The 17,427-nt window shown below is 76.7% G+C and carries 18 protein-coding genes and 1 riboswitch; of the genes, 14 read left to right on the forward strand and 4 right to left on the reverse strand.

Features of this window, described 5'->3' with window-relative positions:
- Genes SJY06_RS13180 through SJY06_RS13190 form a run of 3 tightly spaced genes read right to left on the reverse strand, consistent with a single transcriptional unit; the run spans position 1 to position 3,264 of the window.
- Positions 1–1,014, reverse strand: coding sequence for a YeiH family protein (locus tag SJY06_RS13180; protein ID WP_380167994.1), 1,014 nt, complete (start codon positions 1,012–1,014; stop codon positions 1–3).
- Positions 1,011–2,039, reverse strand: a complete 1,029-nt coding sequence (locus SJY06_RS13185) for an alpha/beta hydrolase (protein WP_380167995.1) — start codon at positions 2,037–2,039, stop codon at positions 1,011–1,013. The genes SJY06_RS13180 and SJY06_RS13185 overlap by 4 nt, the downstream gene beginning before the upstream one ends.
- Positions 2,040–2,055: 16 nt before the next feature.
- Positions 2,056–3,264 (reverse strand): pyrophosphate--fructose-6-phosphate 1-phosphotransferase, encoded by a 1,209-nt coding sequence (locus SJY06_RS13190; RefSeq protein ID WP_380167996.1) that lies wholly within the window; start codon positions 3,262–3,264, stop codon positions 2,056–2,058.
- 177 nt (positions 3,265–3,441) lie between these two features.
- Here SJY06_RS13190 and SJY06_RS13195 point away from each other — a divergent pair, with 177 nt between their 5' ends.
- The 12 genes from SJY06_RS13195 (at position 3,442) to SJY06_RS13250 (ending at position 15,671) form a co-directional block, all read left to right on the forward strand.
- Positions 3,442–3,678 carry a hypothetical protein gene (locus SJY06_RS13195; RefSeq protein ID WP_380167997.1) on the forward strand — a complete coding sequence of 79 codons (237 nt, stop codon included), beginning with the start codon at positions 3,442–3,444 and terminating at the stop codon, positions 3,676–3,678.
- Positions 3,675–4,106: a hypothetical protein gene (locus tag SJY06_RS13200; RefSeq protein WP_380167998.1), complete on the forward strand. Its 432-nt coding sequence runs from the start codon at positions 3,675–3,677 to the stop codon at positions 4,104–4,106. Before SJY06_RS13195 ends, SJY06_RS13200 begins: the two co-directional genes overlap by 4 nt.
- 126 nt (positions 4,107–4,232) lie before the next feature.
- Positions 4,233–5,189: a proteasome assembly chaperone family protein gene (locus tag SJY06_RS13205; RefSeq protein ID WP_380167999.1), complete on the forward strand. Its 957-nt coding sequence runs from the start codon at positions 4,233–4,235 to the stop codon at positions 5,187–5,189.
- A gap of 2 nt (positions 5,190–5,191) precedes the next feature.
- On the forward strand, positions 5,192–5,632 hold the full coding sequence (locus tag SJY06_RS13210; protein ID WP_380168000.1) for a hypothetical protein: 441 nt from the start codon (positions 5,192–5,194) through the stop codon (positions 5,630–5,632).
- Positions 5,633–5,747: 115 nt separating this feature from the next.
- A complete protein-coding gene (locus SJY06_RS13215; protein WP_380168001.1) occupies positions 5,748–7,949 on the forward strand; it encodes a PAS domain-containing protein in 2,202 nt (733 codons plus the stop codon).
- Between the two features lie 46 nt (positions 7,950–7,995).
- Positions 7,996–9,750 (forward strand): DUF885 domain-containing protein, encoded by a 1,755-nt coding sequence (locus tag SJY06_RS13220; protein ID WP_380168002.1) that lies wholly within the window; start codon positions 7,996–7,998, stop codon positions 9,748–9,750.
- A 125-nt stretch (positions 9,751–9,875) separates the two neighbouring features.
- Positions 9,876–10,223, forward strand: coding sequence for a YkvA family protein (locus tag SJY06_RS13225; protein WP_380168003.1), 348 nt, complete (start codon positions 9,876–9,878; stop codon positions 10,221–10,223).
- A gap of 81 nt (positions 10,224–10,304) precedes the next feature.
- Positions 10,305–11,582: a DUF4192 domain-containing protein gene (locus tag SJY06_RS13230; RefSeq protein ID WP_380168004.1), complete on the forward strand. Its 1,278-nt coding sequence runs from the start codon at positions 10,305–10,307 to the stop codon at positions 11,580–11,582.
- A gap of 128 nt (positions 11,583–11,710) precedes the next feature.
- A complete protein-coding gene (locus SJY06_RS13235) occupies positions 11,711–12,406 on the forward strand; it encodes an RNA polymerase sigma factor (protein ID WP_380168005.1) in 696 nt (231 codons plus the stop codon).
- Entirely contained in the window at positions 12,391–12,969 is a 579-nt protein-coding gene (locus tag SJY06_RS13240; protein ID WP_380168006.1) for a hypothetical protein, read from the forward strand. The genes SJY06_RS13235 and SJY06_RS13240 overlap by 16 nt, the downstream gene beginning before the upstream one ends.
- 86 nt (positions 12,970–13,055) lie before the next feature.
- Positions 13,056–13,168, forward strand: a riboswitch (SAM riboswitch).
- Positions 13,169–13,204: 36 nt separating this feature from the next.
- Positions 13,205–14,521 (forward strand): bifunctional o-acetylhomoserine/o-acetylserine sulfhydrylase, encoded by a 1,317-nt coding sequence (locus SJY06_RS13245; protein WP_380168007.1) that lies wholly within the window; start codon positions 13,205–13,207, stop codon positions 14,519–14,521.
- A 28-nt stretch (positions 14,522–14,549) separates the two neighbouring features.
- Complete coding sequence (locus tag SJY06_RS13250; RefSeq protein ID WP_380168008.1) at positions 14,550–15,671, forward strand: homoserine O-acetyltransferase; 1,122 nt, start codon at positions 14,550–14,552, stop codon at positions 15,669–15,671.
- Here SJY06_RS13250 and SJY06_RS13255 read toward each other — a convergent pair whose 3' ends face one another.
- The gene (locus tag SJY06_RS13255; RefSeq protein WP_380168009.1) at positions 15,672–16,151 is read right to left on the reverse strand and encodes an NUDIX domain-containing protein; all 480 of its coding nucleotides are present in this window, start codon (positions 16,149–16,151) and stop codon (positions 15,672–15,674) included.
- A gap of 91 nt (positions 16,152–16,242) precedes the next feature.
- On the opposite strand from SJY06_RS13255, the gene SJY06_RS13260 reads away from it, so the two are divergent.
- Together SJY06_RS13260 and SJY06_RS13265 are read left to right on the forward strand one after the other, a co-directional pair.
- The gene (locus tag SJY06_RS13260) at positions 16,243–16,626 is read left to right on the forward strand and encodes a universal stress protein (RefSeq protein WP_380168010.1); all 384 of its coding nucleotides are present in this window, start codon (positions 16,243–16,245) and stop codon (positions 16,624–16,626) included.
- A gap of 2 nt (positions 16,627–16,628) precedes the next feature.
- Positions 16,629–17,228: an HhH-GPD-type base excision DNA repair protein gene (locus SJY06_RS13265; RefSeq protein ID WP_380168011.1), complete on the forward strand. Its 600-nt coding sequence runs from the start codon at positions 16,629–16,631 to the stop codon at positions 17,226–17,228.
- The last annotated feature ends 199 nt before the right edge of the window (positions 17,229–17,427 follow it).

Below are 17,427 nucleotides of genomic sequence, written 5' to 3' on the forward strand. Positions count from 1 at the left end.
TCAGGCCAGGCCGACCACGAACAGGGTCGTCAGCGTGGTCGCGGCGACCAGGCTCCAGACTCCCGCGGCCAGCAGCGCGGGGGCCCAGCCGGCCCGGGACACGTCCCGCAACCGGGTCGAGCAGCCGACGGCCGCCAGGGCGCAGGTGATGAGGACGTCGACCGCCCGCGCCGCGCCGTCCACCGCGGCCGCGGGCAGCAGACCCGTGGCGGCGACCGCCACCGCGAGGACGAAGAGCAGCAGGAAGCCGGGCGGGCGGCTGCGGCCGGGGCCGCCGGCCGACCGGTACCGGGCCAGCAGCAGGGTCACCGGCACCAGCGCGAGCACGCGGGTCAGCTTGACCACCACCGCCACCGTGAGCGCCGCGCCGCCCCAGCCGCCCGCGAGGGCGACCACGGCGCTGGTGTCGTTGACCGTCGCGCCCACCCAGGCGCCGAACGCCGCGTCCCCCAGACCCAGGTGGCGGGCGAGCGGGGGCAGCAGCCCGATGGCCACCAGGTTCATGGTGACCACGACCGACAGCGCGTAGGACACGTCGGCCGGTCGGGCTCGCAGCACCCCGGCGGTGGCCGCGATGGCCGAGGCCCCGCAGATGCCGGTCCCGGCCCCGACCAGGGTGCGCAGCTCGGGCCCCACCCCCAGCAGGCGGCCGAGGACCGCGGCGGCGCCGAAGGCGGTCAGCACGGCGACGGCCACGACCGGCAGCGCCCGCGGGCCGACCTCCGCCACGCCGGCCAGCGGCACCGTCAGACCCAGCAGCACGATCCCGGTCTGCAGCAGCCGGGACGCCGACCAGGCCAGGCCCGGTGCCGTGGACGGTCCCGGGGCGCGGACCGCGGTGGTCACCACCCCCAGGACGAGGGCCAGCACCGCGGGTCCCGGCGACCCGGTGCGCGGCAGCAGCACGGCGTGCAGCGCCGTGGCCAGCAGCGCGACGACCGCGGTCAGCGCCAGCCCCGGCCCGAGGACCCGCAGTCGGCCGGCGGTCGGCGGCCCGGCCGGCGCGTGGCTCACCGCGGGGGAGCCGCCGCGGGCAGGTCGGCCCGCAGGGCGGCGGCCAGCTCGGCCACGGCGTGCCGGCTGCGGACCCGGTCCAGCCCGGCCAGGGTCAGGAAGCCGTGGACGGCCCCGGGGTAGTCGCTCAGCCGCACCGGCACACCCGCGGCGCGCAGCGCGGCCGCGAACCGCGTCCCGTCGTCACGCAGCGGGTCGTGCTCGGCGGTCAGGACCGTCGTCGGCGGCAGCCCGGCCAGGTCCGCCGCGTGCAGCGGTGACAGCCAGGGGTCGCGGACCTCGACCCCCGTGCCCTCGGTGTACAGCTGCAGGAACCGTTCCATGTCGGCCCGGGTCAGGATCGGGGCGTCGGCGTTCGTCGTGACCGACGGCGAGGACAGCGTGGCGTCGACCGCGGGGTAGACCAGCGCCTGGTGGGCGACCGCGGGGTCGCCCGGCCGCGGCTCGTCCCGCAGCCGGGCGGTGGTGACGGCCACCAGGTTGGCGCCGGCGCTGTCGCCGACCAGGCCGAGGCGGTCGGTGCGGACCCGGGCCTGGGCCCCGACGTGCTCCGGGTGCGCCGCCACCCAGCGCACGGCCTCCAGGCAGTCGTGCACGGCCGCCGGGTACGGGTGCTCGGGCGCGAGCCGGTAGTCGACGGACACGACGACGGCGGGCACGGCGAGCGCCAGGGCCGCGACCCACCACGGGGTGTCCTCGACGCCCCCCAGCACCCAGCCCCCGCCGTGCACGTGCACGACGACCGGCAGCACGGTCCCGACCGGGGCTGGTGGGGTGTGCACCACGAGCGCCACGCCCGAGGGGGTGCGCGCCGAACTGCGCCGGACCCTCGGGTCGGGCCGGCCGAGGACCCGGTCGGCCACCCGGCCCAGCGCCGGCGGCGGGGGACGTCGCCGCGAGGCCACGACCTGCTCGGCCGAGGCCCCGCTGATGCCCACCGCGCCGAGGCGACGGCCCACCACCGACAGCAGCCGCACCGACGCCGGCACCGGCAGCGACACCCCCGCCGGGCGCACGGCGGTCACCGGGGCACCGGCGGTCTCAGTCCTGGCCGAGGTCGGCCAGCAGGCCGGTGAACCACGGGGTCGAGGTGTCGAAGGCCTTGCCCCCGGCGATCCGGTCGAACTCGACCGCCCGCAGCCGGCCGCCGTGGCCCTCGTCGTGGCCGATGACCCCGCCCTCGCGCCGCAGGGCGCACTCCACGGCCAGGTCGGTGCAGGACTTGATCAGGCGCAGGTCGTCGCGGTTGGCCGCGGCCGAGCGCGAGAAGTAGCCCGACTTCTGGACCATGGTCTTCTCCGCGCCGATGCCGGCGGCGAACTGCTTGGCGAACCAGGCGCCGGGGTTGATCGTGTCGATCTTGACGTGGCCGAAGGGGTCGCGCCCGACCTCCTCACCCGCCTTCTCCAGCTCGGCGACGATGGTCTGCACGCCCGCGCCCTCGGAGACGAACAGGTTGACGCAGCCCGTCTCGTCCATGACGGTGCGCAGCCGGGCCGACTCCGCGGCCACGTCGAACTCCCGCTCCGGCAGGTAGACCCCGTGCACGTCCCAGCGACGGGGGTTGTTGCCGAAGGCCGGCAGGAACTCCTGCTGCTGCACCCAGCGGTGGTGCTCCAGCGCCGTGGCGGCGGTCAGCCAGCCGCAGCCGCGCCCCATGACCTCGTGGACGATCAGCATGCGGGGGTTCGAGGAGTGCTCGGCGATGATGTTGCGGGCGAACACCGCCCCCTGCTCCGCGGCGCTCCAGGCCCCGAGGGACTGCCGGATCGGGACGACGTCGTTGTCGACCGTCTTGGGCAGGCCGACGACCGTGAGCTCGTAGTCGTTGCGGGCCAGGAACGCGGCCAGGTCGGCGGCCGTGGTGTTGGTGTCGTCGCCGCCGATGGTGTGCAGCACGTCGACGCCGTCGGCGGTCAGCTGGTCCGCGGCCACCTGCAGGGCGTCCTGCCCCTCGGCGATCAGGCCGCGGGAGACCAGGTCCGCGGTGTTCGTCAGCTTGACGCGGCTGTTGCCGAGCGGGCTGCCGCCGAAGCGGTGCAGCAGGTGGGCCCCGGCGCGCACCTCGTCGGTCACGGCGATCGAGCGGCCCGACAGCAGGCCCGCGTACCCGTCGAGGTAGCCGATGATCTCGATGTCGGGGGAGATCTCGGTGTAGCGCTCGATCAGCCCGCCCACCGCGGACGACAGGCAGGGGGCCAGACCCCCGGCGGTGAGCATCGCGACCTTGCGGACGGGGCGGTCGGACATGCGTTCCTCCTGCGTGAGCGGGCTGGCCCGGGGGTGGGCGGGACGTCGCGGGCCACCCTAATGTCCTTGCCGGACCGCCCCCGCCCATGATCGACGGGCGGGCGCGCGGTCCCGGGCGCACCCTGGGGGCAGACGTCCCGCCCGGCCGTCGCCCACCGACCAGCAGGGAGCCCGACCATGACCGACAGCACCGACGTGCGAGGCGCCGGAACCACGAACATCGCCGACTTCGGCCGCGAGATGTGGTCCTTCCTCACCGGCAAGGGCGCCGTCATCGACTACACGTTCGTCGACATGACGATCGAGGTCCCGCGCGAGACCGGCCCCGACTCCCCGCGCGCGACCTGGAAGGTCGACGGGACCGTCCGGATCACCACCACCGACCGCGACGCCACCGGGGCCGTCTCCTCGTGACCGGGGCCGGGGGGCCCCGGCTCGTCGTCGACGCCGACCTGCGCGTGCGGGTGACGGACCCCCGGGGCCGCACCGCCGACGTCGTCGTCGACGACCACGACGGCGCGCTGCGGGTGCGCCTGGACCGCGCCGGCGACCTGGCCGTCCTGGTGGCCTCGCTGCCCGCACCGCCGCTGGCCGCGGCCCTGGCAGCCCCCCTGCGGGGACTGCGGTCCGGCTCGGGCCCTGTGCCCGCCCGCTGGGACCAGGACGTCGAGGTCGTGCTCGGCTCGCGGCTGCTGCTGCGACGCCGCGCCGGTCGCTGGCGACCCGCCGGCGCGGCCCTGGTGCCGGTCGCCGGGGCCGCGACGCTGCTGGCGGGCCTGCTGGTGCTGCTCGTGGCCCTGGTGCGGTCGCGACGGGAGCGGCGGGACCGGTCCGGCCGCTGAGCCCGGGCGCGGCCGCGGGCCCGACCGGGGGCGCGGGGGATCATCGGGGCGCGTCGTAGCGTTGCTTCGGAAGGCGGACCGTCCGCGGGCCCGCCGTCCTGACCCCACCGACCCCGGAGGCCCCCCGTGCACCGTCCCGACAGCGACCCGCTCGTCCGGCTCGTCGACGACGTTGACGTACCCGACGGGCTGGTGCTGGCCCACCACCTGACGGGCTTCTCGGACGCCGGCTCGGCCGCGAGCGGCGCGCTCACCGCCCTGCTCACCGACCACCAGCGGGTGGACGTGGCCCACTTCGACGCCGACGTCCTCGTCGACCACCGCAGCCGCCGCCCGACCATGCACTTCGACACCGACCGGTGGGTCTCCTACGAGGAGCCCCGCATCACGGTGTCCCTGCTGCGGCGCCACGACGACCCGGGCCAGGCCCTGCTGCTGCTGCACGGCCTGGAGCCCGACGTCCGCTGGGAGGCGTTCACCCAGTCGGTGATCGGCCTCGTCCGCCGGCTCGGCGTCCGCCTGGTCGTCGGGCTCAACGCCATCCCGATGGGGGTGCCCCACACCCGCCCGGCCGGCGTCATCACCCACGGCACGAGCGCCGAGCTGGTGCGCGGCCGCCGGGCCTGGATCGGCCAGGTGCGGGTGCCGGGCAGCATCGGCAGCCTGCTGGAGCTGAGGCTCGGCGAGGCCGGTCTGGACGCCATCGCGTTCACGGTGAACGTGCCCCACTACGTGGCCTCCTCCGAGTACCCCGACGCCGCCGCGGTGCTGCTGGAGCACCTGTCCGGGATCAGCGGGGTGCCGATCGACGTCGACGGGCTGCGGGTGCGGGCCGTGCAGACCCGGGGGGAGATAGACGCCGAGGTGGCCAAGAGCCCCGAGGTCGCCGCGGTCGTCCAGGCCCTGGAGGAGCAGTACGACAACCTGGCCGAGACCGCAGCGTCCGACCTGCGCAACGACCTGCCGGACGGGGACGAGCTGGGCGCCGAGCTGGAGCGCTTCCTGGCCGAGAACGACCGGGAGACCGGGGCCGGGGGTTCCGGCCCGACCGGTCCGGGCGGCCCCGGGGGCACCGGGCTGTGAGCGTGCGCGCGCTCGACGCGGCCGAGGTGCTGCCGCTGCGCCTGGCGCGGGGCCTGCGGGAGGCCGGCCTGGCCTGGCGGCCCACGGCCGGTGACCGGTTCGTGCTGGCCGACCGGGACATGGACGCCGAGGTGTTCGTCGTCTCCGACATGGTCGCCGACGTCCACGAGTTCCCCTCCGGCACCGTCATCGGGTTCAACGGCACGGTGGAGTGGGCCCTGGACAGCGTCGGTACCGAGCAGGCGGTCTGGCTGCCCGCGGAGGACCAGCTGCGGCGGCTGCTGGGAGGGACCTTCCGCGCGCTGCAGGCGACCGACGACGGCGCGTTCACGGTGCGGCTGCGGCTGCCCGGGGACCCGGCGGACTCCGAGACGGCCGGCGGCACCGCGGCCGAGGCCTACGCCGAGGCGGTCCTGCTGCTGCTGCGCCGCGCCACCGACTGAGCCGCGCCACCGACTGAGCCGCCCGGGCGGCCACGGGCCGCCCCCGCGCGACGCTCACCCGGATGCGCCGTCGCCTCGCCTCAAGCAGGCGGACCGGCGAGCCGAGGTGGACAGGGTGAGCGACCCTGCCGTGCCGATGGTCCGTCCGCGCCGCTCGGCCCTCCTGCCGCCGACCGGGGCCGCCGACGTCGCCCCCGGTGCCCGCCCGGCCGTCACGGCCGAGCTGCCCGGCCCGGTGCCCGCCGCCGCCCCGGCCGACCTGGTCCTGCCGACCACCGCCTCGGCGGCCCCGGGGGTCGCCGCCATGGTGTCCGCGCTCGGCCAGGGCGTCCTGCTGCACGACAGCGTGGGTCGGCTGACCGACGTCGACGCCACGGCCGCCGCCGTGCTGGGCCTGGCCGCGGCCGACCTGCTCGGCCGGACCTGGCACGACCCGTCCTGGTCCGCCGTGCGCGAGGACGGTCGCCCGCTGGCCGGGCACGAGCACCCCGTCATGCAGGTGCTCGCCGACGGCCGGACCCGCCACGGCGCCGTCGTCGGCCTGGGCACCTCCGGCGGGGTGCGCTGGCTGCGCTTCGACGTCGCCCTGCTCGAGCAGCCCGACGGGCCCCCGGTGGTGGGCGCCCTGGTCGGCGACGTCACCCGCGAGGTCCACGCCGGGTACGCCATGGCCGTGGAGAGCGTCCGCTCGCGCCGGCTGCTGGCGCCCGAGCGGGACGTGCTGCTGCGGGTTTCCCGCTGGGGTCGCGTGGTCGGTGCGGGCCAGGCCGTGGAGGACGTGCTGGGGCGGACCGTGGACGAGGCCGTCGGCTGCTCCGTGGTCGAGTTCGTGTCGCCGGCCGACCGACCGGCCGTCAAGGCGCGGCTGGAGTCGTTGGCCTACGACGAGACCGCCGTGCTGCAGGTGCGCGTCCGTCGTCGCGGCGGCGAGCGGCGCTGGACGCGGCTGGGCATGCGCTGGGTCGACCCCGACATGTCCGAGGCGCACGTCGTGCTGGCCGACGAGCACGACGCGGTGGTGGCGGCGGGCGAGGCCGGTGAGCTGCGGTCCCGGCTGCGCACCGTCAGCCTGCTCGCGCACGACACGGTCGCGCTGCACGGCGCCGACGGGACGTACACCTGGGTCTCCGACCGGTGCGCGCTCGACCTCGGCTGGGAGCCCGAGGACCTGCTGGGCCGCCCGCTGCACTCGCTGGTCCACCCGGAGGACGTGGCCCGGGTCGACGCCGCGCACTCCGCCGCCGCCGCGGGCGACACCGTCCAGGTGCGCTACCGCTTCCGCGGCGCCGACGACGTGCACCGCCTGGTCGAGACCTCGCTGTCGGGCACGCTGGAGTCCACCACCGGCCGGCTCGTGGAGCTCCGCTCCGCCACCCGCCCCGCCGAGGAGCTGCTGCGCGGCGAGCGGCGGCTCGACGTCGCCGAGGAGCTGCTGCGCCGCTGCGTGGACCAGTCCCCGGTGGGCACGGTCGTGCTGGGCCCGGACCGGTCCTGGCGCCGGGTCAACGACGCCCTGCTGCGGGTCCTCGGCCACGCCCGCGGGTCGCTGCTGCGCCGCCACCACGACGAGCTGCTGGTCGGGGCGAGCCGCTCCGACGTGCTGGCGGGGATCGACGCCGTGGCCGGTGGGCAGCGCGACGTCTGGCAGGGCCCGGCCGAGTACGCCGGTGCCGACGGCACGGGGGTCGAGGTCCAGCTCGGCGTGTCGGCCGTGCGCACGGCCGAGCACGAGCTGGTCGACCTCGTCCTGCACGTGCAGCCGCGCGCCGGGGCCGGCGGCGCCCCGCTGCCGGCGGGCCGGGCTGCGGGCGTGGACGAGCTCACCGGCATGTCACCGGCCGACCTCGCGGTCGACCGGCTGGTCAACGCCCTGCAGCGCTCCACCCGGACCGGACGGTCGGTGGGCGTGGTCTGGATCGTGCTGGACGGCCTGGACGACGTCGTGGCCCAGCACGGTCAGGCGGCCGGCGACTCCGTCCTGGTCGAGGTGTCCTCCCGGCTGCGCCGGACCCTGCGCCTGGGGGACACGCTGGCCCGGGCGGGTGACGACGCGTTCGTCGGCGTCTTCGAGGACGTCCACGAGCTCGAGATGTCCCGGGTCGCGGCCCGGGCCGGCGGCTGCGTCGACGTGCAGGCCCCGGGGACGCCCCGCGGTCGGGTGACCGCCAGCGTGGGCTCGGCCGCCCGGCCCTGCTCGGGCACCGAGGACCCGGAGGAGGTGGCCGAGGAGCTGCTGGCGGCCGCCGACGCCGCGGCCCGCCAGGTCCGGCTGCGCGGCGGCGCGGGGTGGCACCACAGCAAGCACACCTTCCGCTGAGCGTCGGCGGGCGGGGCCCCGGCGGGCCGTGCTTGCATGGCTCCCCGTGACCGAAGCCGACACCGCCCGCCCCGTCCGCCGCGTCGCCGACGACCACGTCCGCGCGTGCACCCTGCTCAACCCCGCCCTGGCCACGCAGCTGGGCACCGACCCGCTCGCGGACGGCCTGCCCGACCTGACGCCGCAGGGGGCGGACACCCTGGCCGCGCTGCAGCGCAGCACGCTGGCGGACCTGGCCACGCTGGAGGCCGCGGGGCAGGTCGGCGACGAGCCCGCCGAGCGCCGCTGCGCCACGTTGCTGCGTGAGCGGCTCGGGGCCGAGCTGGCCGCCCACGACGCCGGTGAGCACCTGCGCTCGCTGGGCAACCTGTTCAGCCCGGTGCAGCAGGTCCGCTCGGCCCTGCTCGTCATGCCCACGGGGTCGCCGGAGTCGGCCGCGGCGGCGGTCCGGCGGGTGGCGCGCGTCGGCGAGGCCTACGACCAGTACGCGCAGACCCTGCGCGAAGGGCTGAGCCGGGGCCTGCCGGGCGGGCCGGCTCAGGTCACGGCGGTGCTGGAGCAGCTGGACGCCTGGTCGGCGGTCGGGGACGGCCGGGGCTGGTTCGCGGCGCACCTGGACGGTCTGCTCGACGGGCTGGCGGGGGGCGGCGGCCCTGACGGCGTGACGCCCGGGCTGCGCCGGGACGCCGACGCGGCCGGCACCGCTGCCGCGGCCGGGGTGGCCCGGCTGCGGCGCTTCCTCGCCGAGGAGTACCTGCCCGCGGTCGCGACGGCGCCCGACGCGGTCGGTCGCGAGCGCTACCTGCTGGGGGCGCGTCGGTGGACGGGCTCCGACATCGACCCGGTGGAGGCCTACGACTGGGGCTGGCGGGAGCTGGCCGCGATCCACGCCGAGATGGTCGACGTCGCCGAGCAGGTGCTGCCCGGCGCGAGCCCGGCCGAGGCGATGGCGCACCTGGACCGGCACGGCGAGGCCGTGACCGGGGTGGAGGCCGTGCGCGAGCGGCTGCAGCTGATGATGGACACCGCGATGGCGCAGCTGCACGGCACCCACTTCGACATCGCCGAGCCCATCCGTGTCGTCGAGGCGCGCATCGCCCCGCCCGGCTCGGCCGCGGCGCCGTACTACACCCGGCCCAGCCTCGACCTGGTCCGTCCTGGCCGGACCTGGCTGCCCACCCTGGGGCGGGAGCGGTTCCCGCTGTGGGACCTGGTCTCGACCTGGTACCACGAAGGCGTGCCCGGCCATCACCTGCAGCTGGCCCAGTGGGCCCTGCTGTCCGACGAGCTGTCGATGTTCCAGACCAGCACGGGGTCGGTCTCGGCGGCCACGGAGGGCTGGGCGCTGTACGCCGAGCGGCTGATGGCCGAGCTGGGCTACCTGGAGGACCCCGGGCACCGGATGGGGTACCTGAACGCGCAGGCGCTGCGGGCGGCGAGGGTCGTGGTCGACATCGGCATGCACCTGGGGCTGACCGTCCCGGACGACCAGCACGGGCTGCCGGTCATCGCGCCCGGCGAGCGCTGGACCCCGGCGCTGGCCGGCCGCTTCCTGGCCGCGCGCACGGGGCTGGACGAGGCGTTCCGGTCGTCGGAGGTCGTGCGCTACCTGGGGATGCCGGGGCAGGCCATCAGCTACAAGCTGGGGGAGCGGGCCTGGCTGGCCGGACGCGAGGCGGCGCGGGCCCGGGCCGCCTCGCGCGGGGCCGAGCTGGACCTCAAGCGGTGGCACACCGCCGCCCTGGGCACGGGGTCGCTGGGGCTGGACGACCTGGCCCGGGAGCTGGCCGAGCTGGGCTGAGCGGGGCCGGACCGGTCGTCACGCCCCTGGTCCCGGCGGCGCCGCGGGCTGCGGGCACCGGCACGGGCCGCGTACCGTTGGACAGTCGTGGGGCACCGCCGCGGGGCCCGGACGGGAGGACGACCATGAGACCGGGACGGGTGGCGGCACTGCGCGTGCTCATCGACGCCCTGCGCGGGGACGGCCCCTACGGCCTGGCCCAGCGGCTGGCGGCCCTGCCCCGGCTGGTGGTGGGCGCGGCCCGGGGCGCCTACGGCGGCTGGGACCGGCGCCGGGTGCTCGGCGTCGTGCTGGGGCTCGCCTACGTCGTGTCCCCGGTCGACGTGGTCCCCGAGCTGTTCCTGGGGGTCTTCGGGCTCGCGGACGACGCGCTGGTCGCGGCCTGGCTGGCCGGTGCCGTGCTGTCGGAGGTCGACCACTTCCTGGACTGGGAGCGGGCCCGGGACCGGGTCGTCCGCGGCACCGTCGCCTGAGCGGTCCTCCACAGGTTGCTCGGGCGGTCCACAGCCCCAGGTGCCCCGTCGCGGACCGGTGGGTGGCCGCACGCTCGTCCGATGACGAGTCGAGCCGTGCCGGCCCCGCCCCCCGACGACCCCGCACCCGAGGTGCGGCTGCGCGACCCCGCCGGCGTGGTGGCGGCCGTGCCCTACCTGCTGGGCTTCGCCCCGCGCCGTTCCCTGGTGGTGGTGGGGCTGGACCGGCAGCGCTCGGTGGGACCGACGATGCGGGTGGACTGGTCGCCCGACCGGCCCGTGGGCACCACCCGGCCCGTGTGGCAGCAGCTGGCGAGGGTGGCCGTGCGCAACGACTGCACGGCCGCGCTGGTGGTGGTCTACGTGGACACGCCCCTGCTCGACCTGCCCGCGGCCTGGGACGACGACCTGCGCGAGGCCGTGCTCGGGCCCTGCGACCTGCCCGGGCCGGCGGGGTCGCTCGAACCGGACGGGACGGCCGGGCCGGACGTCCTCGACCTGCTCGTGGTCGGCCCCGACCGCTTCCGGTCCCTGCTGTGCGGCGACCCGTCGTGCTGCCCGGGGGAGGGGACGGCGGTGGCCGGCACGTCGTCGCACCCGGTGGCGGCCGGGTTCGTCCTCGCCGGCCGCAGCCCCGCACCCGACCGTGAGGCCCTCGTGGTCGAGGCGGTGGTGACGTCCCGGGACCGGCTACGGGCCCGGGACGCGGCCCGGGCGGCGCGCACCACCTCGGGGCGGGGTTCCCGCCCCGAGGTCGGGTCGGCGGACCTCGACCTGTTCGAGCGGTGGGCCGGGTCCCTGCCCGACGGTCCGGACCCCGAGCTGGCCGGGACGCTCGCGGCCGCCTGGGTGACCGCCCCGAGGCTGCGGGACGCCTGCCTGGCCCTGCTGCTGCCCGGCGGACGGGACTGCGCCCTGGCCGTGCTGGCCCCCCACGCCCAGGCGGGCTCGGCGCTGGGGCGGGTGCTCGCCGACCCGGCCTGCTCCCGGGCCACCCGGGTGGGCACACCGGTGCTGCGTCGCCTGGCGGCGCTGACCGAGGGCCCCGAGCGGGCCACGGTCCTGGCCGCGCACGCCTGGCTGTGCTGGGTCGCGGGCGAGGGGACCGCGGCGGTCGTGCTGGCGGAACGGTCGCTGGACCTCGACCCGGCCCAGTCCCTGGCCCGGCTGGTCCTGCAGTGCCTGGGTCACGGTCTCGGCGCCGCCTGGACGACGGCCGGCCCCCGGCCCGGGCCCGGCGGGCGCGGGGGCAGCGGAGCCCGGGGCCGACCGGGTGAACGACGGGTGGACGCCCGCCGGGGGTATCAGGACGGGCCCCGACCGGCTCCTCGGGACATGTCCGGAGGCTGGTGGGGATGATCGGGGAGCGGGTACGGTCCGTGCGGACCCGGGTGCCGACGACCGTCCGCACCCTGCCCGGCGCCAGGTCGTCCCCGGTCCCGGGGCGTGCGCCCGCCGGGTCGACGCCGCACCCGACAGGAGGAGCGATGGCCAGCAACGCGAGCGGTCGCCCTGCGGGCGCCCGGGCCGGTGCGGCGGACGCCGCCGCGACCGGCCCGCGCGCGCCGGGCGACCCGCTGCCGGACCTGGCCGTGCTCACGACCTCGCCGCGCCGCCACGACCTGGCCGACCGGTCGGCCGCGTGCTTCCGGCGCTGGTGCGACGGGGACCCGCTGGCCAGCGCCGAGCTGGTCGCGCTGCTCACCCCGACCCTGTGGCACACGGCCCGGGCGTACCGCGTCGACGCGGCCACCGCCGAGGACGTGGTGCAGAACGCCTGGATGGCCCTGGCGCGACGCCGGGACCAGGTCCGCGACCCGCAGGCCGTCCTGGCCTGGCTGCTGGTCACCGTGCGCCGGGACGCCGCCCGCACCGCCGCCGCGGCCCGGGTCTCGGTCGCCGACCCCGAGCCGCTGCTGTCGGTGCGGGCCGACCCCGCGCCCGGCCCGGCCGCCACGGTCCTGGACGACGACCGCGCCCGACGGCTGTGGGACGCGGTGGGGCGGTTGTCCGAGCGCTGCCAGCGGCTGCTGCGGGTGGTGGCCTTCTCCGACCGGCCGGACTACGCGTCCCTGTCCGTCGACCTGGGCATGCCCATGGGAAGCATCGGGCCCACCCGCGGCCGGTGCCTCAAGAAGCTCCGCGAGCACCTGGGGGAGGAGTCGCAGTGGTCGACGACCTGAACCACGAGGTGGACCACGGGGGCGGAGGGGACCCCGAGGAGCGTGGTGGCGCCAGCGCCGTGCCCGACCAGGCCCGGCGGGTCGACGGCCCGGGCGCCCCGGAGCAGCTGGCCGGTGAGCTGCGGCAGATGTGGGAGCGGCTGGACCCGGTGCCGGCCGGTCTGGCCGAGCGGGCGGTCTTCGCCCTCGAGGTCGGGTCGTTCGGCCCGGACGACCTGGACACCGAGCTGGAGCTCATGCGGCTGCAGCAGAGCGACCTCGCCGGCGCGGGGGCCCGCGGCGACGACGCGGTCCGCACGGTGACCTTCGGCAGCGAGTCCATGACGGTGATGCTCGCCATCAGCGACGTCGACGGCGGGCACCGGATCGACGGCTGGGTGGCGCCCGGCGGGCGACGGGGCATCGAGGTCCGCACGGCCGGCGGCTCCAGCCGTGAGGAGTGCGACGAGACGGGGCGGTTCGCGCTGGCCTTCGTCCCGCCGGGGCACTTCCAGCTGGTGCTCGTCGGCGAGGGCACGGGTGAGGCCGCCCGGGCCGTCGTCACGCCCGCTCTGACCCTCTAGGCGTCGGCCCACCGGCTGGGCCTTCCAGGGGTCCCGTCATCCGGACGCCTGGCGGGCCGACGACGCCGTGTCGTAGTCTCACGGCAGGTCATGAGCACCAGCGTCAAGCCCCGGCTCGCTGGTCGGCAACCCTCCTCCGCGGTGGGGTGCCCCGGGTGAGGACCTGGTCGTCACCGACCGGTGGCGGCAAGCGCGGGCCCCTCGGGGCCCCGGTGACCACGGGAGGTCCACCCCAGTGAACGACGCCTGGTCCTTCGAGACCCGCCAGATCCACGCCGGCCAGCAGCCCGACCCCACCACCGGGGCCCGGGCGCTGCCCATCTACGCCACCACGTCGTACACGTTCTCGAGCACCCAGCACGCGGAGGACCTCTTCGCGCTCAAGGAGTTCGGGAACATCTACACCCGGATCATGAACCCGACCCAGGACGCGGTCGAGCAGCGCATCGCGAGCCTGGAGGGCGGCGTGGGGGCGCTGCTGCTGTCCAGCGGGCAGGCCGCGGAGACCGTCGCGCTGCTCAACGTGGCCGAGGCGGGCGACCACGTCGTGTCCAGCCCCCGGCTGTACGGCGGGACGTACAACCTCTTCCACTACACCTTCCCCAAGCTGGGCATCGAGGTCTCGTTCGTCGAGGACCCCGACGACCTGGACAGCTGGCGGGCCGCGGTCCGGCCCAACACCAAGGCGTTCTTCGGCGAGACGATCTCCAACCCCTACCAGGACGTGCTCGACATCGAGGGCGTGGCCGCGGTGGCCCACGAGGCCGGTGTCCCGCTGGTGGTGGACAACACCGTCGCGACCCCGTTCCTGATCCGCCCGCTGGAGTGGGGCGCCGACGTCGTCGTGCACTCCGCGACCAAGTTCCTCGGCGGGCACGGCACGGCCGTGGCCGGCGTGATCGTCGACGGCGGCCGCTTCGACTACACGGCCCAGCCCGAGCGGTTCCCCGGCTTCAACACCCCCGACCCCAGCTACAACGGCCTGGTCTACGGCCGGGACCTCGGGGTCGGCAGCCCGCTGGGGGCCAACCTGTCCTACGTCCTCAAGGCCCGGGTCCAGCTGCTGCGCGACATGGGTTCGGCCGTGAGCCCGTTCAACGCGTTCCTCGTCGCCCAGGGCCTGGAGACGCTGAGCCTGCGGATGGAACGGCACGTGCAGAACGCGCGCGCCGTGGCCGAGTGGCTGCAGGGCCGGGACGAGGTCGAGCGGGTGGCCTACGCCAGCCTGCCCGGCAACCGCTGGCACGAGCGCGCCGAGCGCTACGCGCCGCGCGGGTCCGGCTCCGTGCTCGCCTTCGAGATCGTCGGTGGGGTGGACGCGGGCCGGCGGTTCGTGGAGGCCCTCGAGCTGCACAGCCACGTGGCCAACATCGGCGACGTCCGCAGCCTGGTCATCCACCCCGCCTCGACCACGCACAGCCAGCTCAGCGTGGCCGAGCAGCTGGCCAGCGGGGTCACCCCGGGCCTGGTGCGGCTGTCGGTCGGCCTGGAGCACGTGGACGACATCCTCGCCGACCTCGAGGCGGGCTTCCGGGCGGCCAAGGGCGCCTGAGGTGGTCGTGTGGCGTGAGGGGGACCCGGTGGGCGGGCGCAGGTTCGTCGCGCTCGGCCCGCTGCCCACCGAGTCCGGCGTCGTGCTGCCGGACGTCAAGGTGGCGTACGAGTGCTGGGGCACGCCCCGGACCGGACCGGACGGCAGCATCAGCAACGCGGTGCTCGTCCTGCACGCCCTGACGGGTGACTCCCACGTCGTCGGCCCGGCCGGCCCGGCCCACCCCTCGCCCGGTTGGTGGGGCGGCGTGGTCGGCGACGGCCTCGCCCTGGACACGCGGCGCTGGTTCGTGGTGGCGCCGAACGTGCTCGGCGGCTGCCAGGGCACGACGGGTCCCGGCAGCCCCGCCCCGGACGGCCGGGCCTGGGGCAGCCGGTTCCCGCACGTCACCGTCCGCGACCAGGTGGCCGTCGAGGCGGCGCTGGCCGACCGGCTCGGCGTCCGCCGCTGGGCGCTGGTGGCCGGCGGGTCGATGGGGGGCATGCGGGCGCTGGAGTGGGCGGTGGGCCGACCGGACCGGGTGGCCGCCCTCACGGTCCTGGCCAGCACGGCCGCCGCGACCGGCGACCAGATCGCGTGGTGCGCCCCGCAGATCGCGGCCGTCACCGCCGACCCGGCCTGGCAGGGCGGCGACTACTACGACCGGCCCGGGCCGGGGCCGGTGGACGGCCTCGGCGTGGCCCGACGCATCGCTCACGTCACCTACCGGTCGCGCTGGGAGATGGACACCCGGTTCGGCCGGGACCCCCAGCCGGGGGAGGACCCGGGCACGGGCGGCCGGTACGCGGTCGAGTCCTACCTCGAGCACCAGGCGGGCAAGCTGGCCGGGCGGTTCGACGCCGGCTCCTACGTCACGCTCACGCGCTCCATGAACAGCCACGACGTCGGGCGGGGGCGCGGCGGCACCGCCGCGGCGCTGGCCACCGTGACCGCGCGCACCACGGTGGTCGCGGTGGACTCCGACCGGCTCTACCCCCCGGAGCAGCAGCAGCACGTGGTCGACCACGTCCCCGGGGCGCGGCTGGTCCTGGTGCGCTCCCGGTACGGCCACGACGGGTTCCTCGTGGAGACCGCGGCCGTGTCCGCGGCGCTGTCGCAGACCCTGGCCGAGGTCGCCGCCCCGGAGGACGGGGCCCGCTGCGGCGCCTGATCAGGCGTCGGACGCGGTCCTGACCCGGTCCGCCAACCGGTCCCAGTCGCGGGCCAGCCCGGCGTGCAGCGGCAGCCCCGGCACCCGGGCCACGGGCACCCAGCTCAGGTCCGCCGTCTCGGCGTTGGCGGCGTGCACCCGGGTCTGCGGCGTGGTGCTGGCCAGGACGTAGTCGTAGCGCCAGTCCTCGTGGTCGGTGCCGGTGACGGTGCCGCGGACCTGCACGTGACCCGCCGCGAGGCCCACCTCCTCGTCGGCCTCCCGCAGCGCGGCCTGCACCGGGTCCTCGTGGGAGTCGCGCGCCCCGCCGGGGACCGCCCAGGTGCCGCCGTCGTGGACCCAGCTCGCGCGGTGCTGGAGCAGCACCTCCGGCCCGTCGTCACCCGGCCGGAAGAGCACCAGCCCGGCGGCGCCGTTCAGACCCCAGTGGCGGTGGCCGCAGCGGCAGGCCACCCAGCCGTCGCCGTCCCTGCTCGCCACCCTCCCAGCCTACGAGGCGGCGACCTGAGCGATACGGTGGCCCCGCGGACCCGCTCCGACGACGGAGGGGGCGGCGCGACCAGGAGGTGCCATGGCCGTCGTGGTGGGCTACCTGCCCAGCCGGGAGGGACGTGCGGCGCTCGCCCACGGGGTGGACGCCGCGATCCGACGACACGTCGGGCTCGTCGTGGTCAGCAGCAAGGAGGACACGGCCGAGGCCGTGGAGGCGGACCTGGCCCCGTTCACCGACCAGCTGCGCGAGCACGGCCTGACCTACGAGGTCCGGCACCTGCCCCGCAGCAGCGACCCGGCCGACGACCTGCTCGGCGTCGCCGACGAGGTGGACGCGGACGTCATCGTCATCGGCCTGCGTCGCCGTTCGCCGGTCGGCAAGCTCATCCTGGGCAGCAACGCGCAGCGGATCCTGCTGGACGCGACCTGCCCGGTGCTGGCCGTCAAGGGCGAGGGCGCCTGAGCGTGGCCGGGGACGCCGAGCCCGGCCCGTCGATCCGGATCGCCCAGGACCAGCGGGCCGACGAGGTCCTCAGCCAGGACCCCTTCGCCCTGCTCGTGGGCATGCTGCTCGACCAGCAGTTCCCCATGGAGCGGGCGTTCGCCGCCCCGGCCACGGTGCTGGAGCGGTTCGGCACGCTCGACCCGGCCGCGGTGGCGGCCGCCGACCCCGAGGAGTTCGCGCGGCTCTGCTCCGTCCCGCCCGCGATCCACCGCTTCCCGGGGTCGATGGCCGGCCGGATCCAGGACGTCGCCCGCATCGTGGTCGAGCGCTACGACGGGGACGCCGCACGCATCTGGACCGGGGCCGCGGACGGGGCGGACCTGCTGCGGCGGCTGCAGGCGCTGCCCGGCTTCGGCCGGCAGAAGGCGCAGATCTTCACGGCGCTGGTGGCCAAGCAGCTGGGGGTCACGCCGGACGGCTGGCAGCAGGCGGCCGGCGACTACGCACTGACCGGCTTCCGCTCCGTCGCCGACGTGGTGGACCCCGACTCGCTGCAGCAGGTGCGGGCCCACAAGCAGCAGCTCAAGCGGGCGGCGAAGGCCGCCACGGCCGACGGCTGACCCCCGCCGCGACGGGGCCCCGACGGAACAGCACCGCCGGACCGGGCGTTGTCACCGGTGTCGGCAGGTGGCGCGTGCGGCTGCGCTCGCGCAGGACAGCCTGTCGGGCCGGAGGCCGCGATGGCACTACAATGGTACTCGCTGGTCGTCGCGTTGACGGACGACGCCAGTCCCCCTGACCGTAGTCGACGAAGGGCTG

It is taken from the genome of Jannaschia sp. R86511, from assembly GCF_042466345.1.
In the GTDB taxonomy this organism is placed as follows: Bacteria; Actinomycetota; Actinomycetes; order Actinomycetales; family JBBAYJ01; genus Aquipuribacter.

Excerpts from the sequence above, each read along its gene's own strand:
- SJY06_RS13260 (WP_380168010.1), top strand. The coding sequence starts at position 16,243 with ATGGCCGTCGTGGTGGGCTACCTGCCCAGCCGGGAGGGACGTGCGGCG.
- SJY06_RS13225 (WP_380168003.1), top strand. The coding sequence starts at position 9,876 with ATGAGACCGGGACGGGTGGCGGCACTGCGCGTGCTCATCGACGCCCTG.
- SJY06_RS13230 (WP_380168004.1), top strand. The coding sequence starts at position 10,305 with ATGACGAGTCGAGCCGTGCCGGCCCCGCCCCCCGACGACCCCGCACCC.
- SJY06_RS13195 (WP_380167997.1), top strand. The coding sequence starts at position 3,442 with ATGACCGACAGCACCGACGTGCGAGGCGCCGGAACCACGAACATCGCC.
- SJY06_RS13235 (WP_380168005.1), top strand. The coding sequence starts at position 11,711 with ATGGCCAGCAACGCGAGCGGTCGCCCTGCGGGCGCCCGGGCCGGTGCG.
- SJY06_RS13190 (WP_380167996.1), bottom strand. The coding sequence starts at position 3,264 with ATGTCCGACCGCCCCGTCCGCAAGGTCGCGATGCTCACCGCCGGGGGT.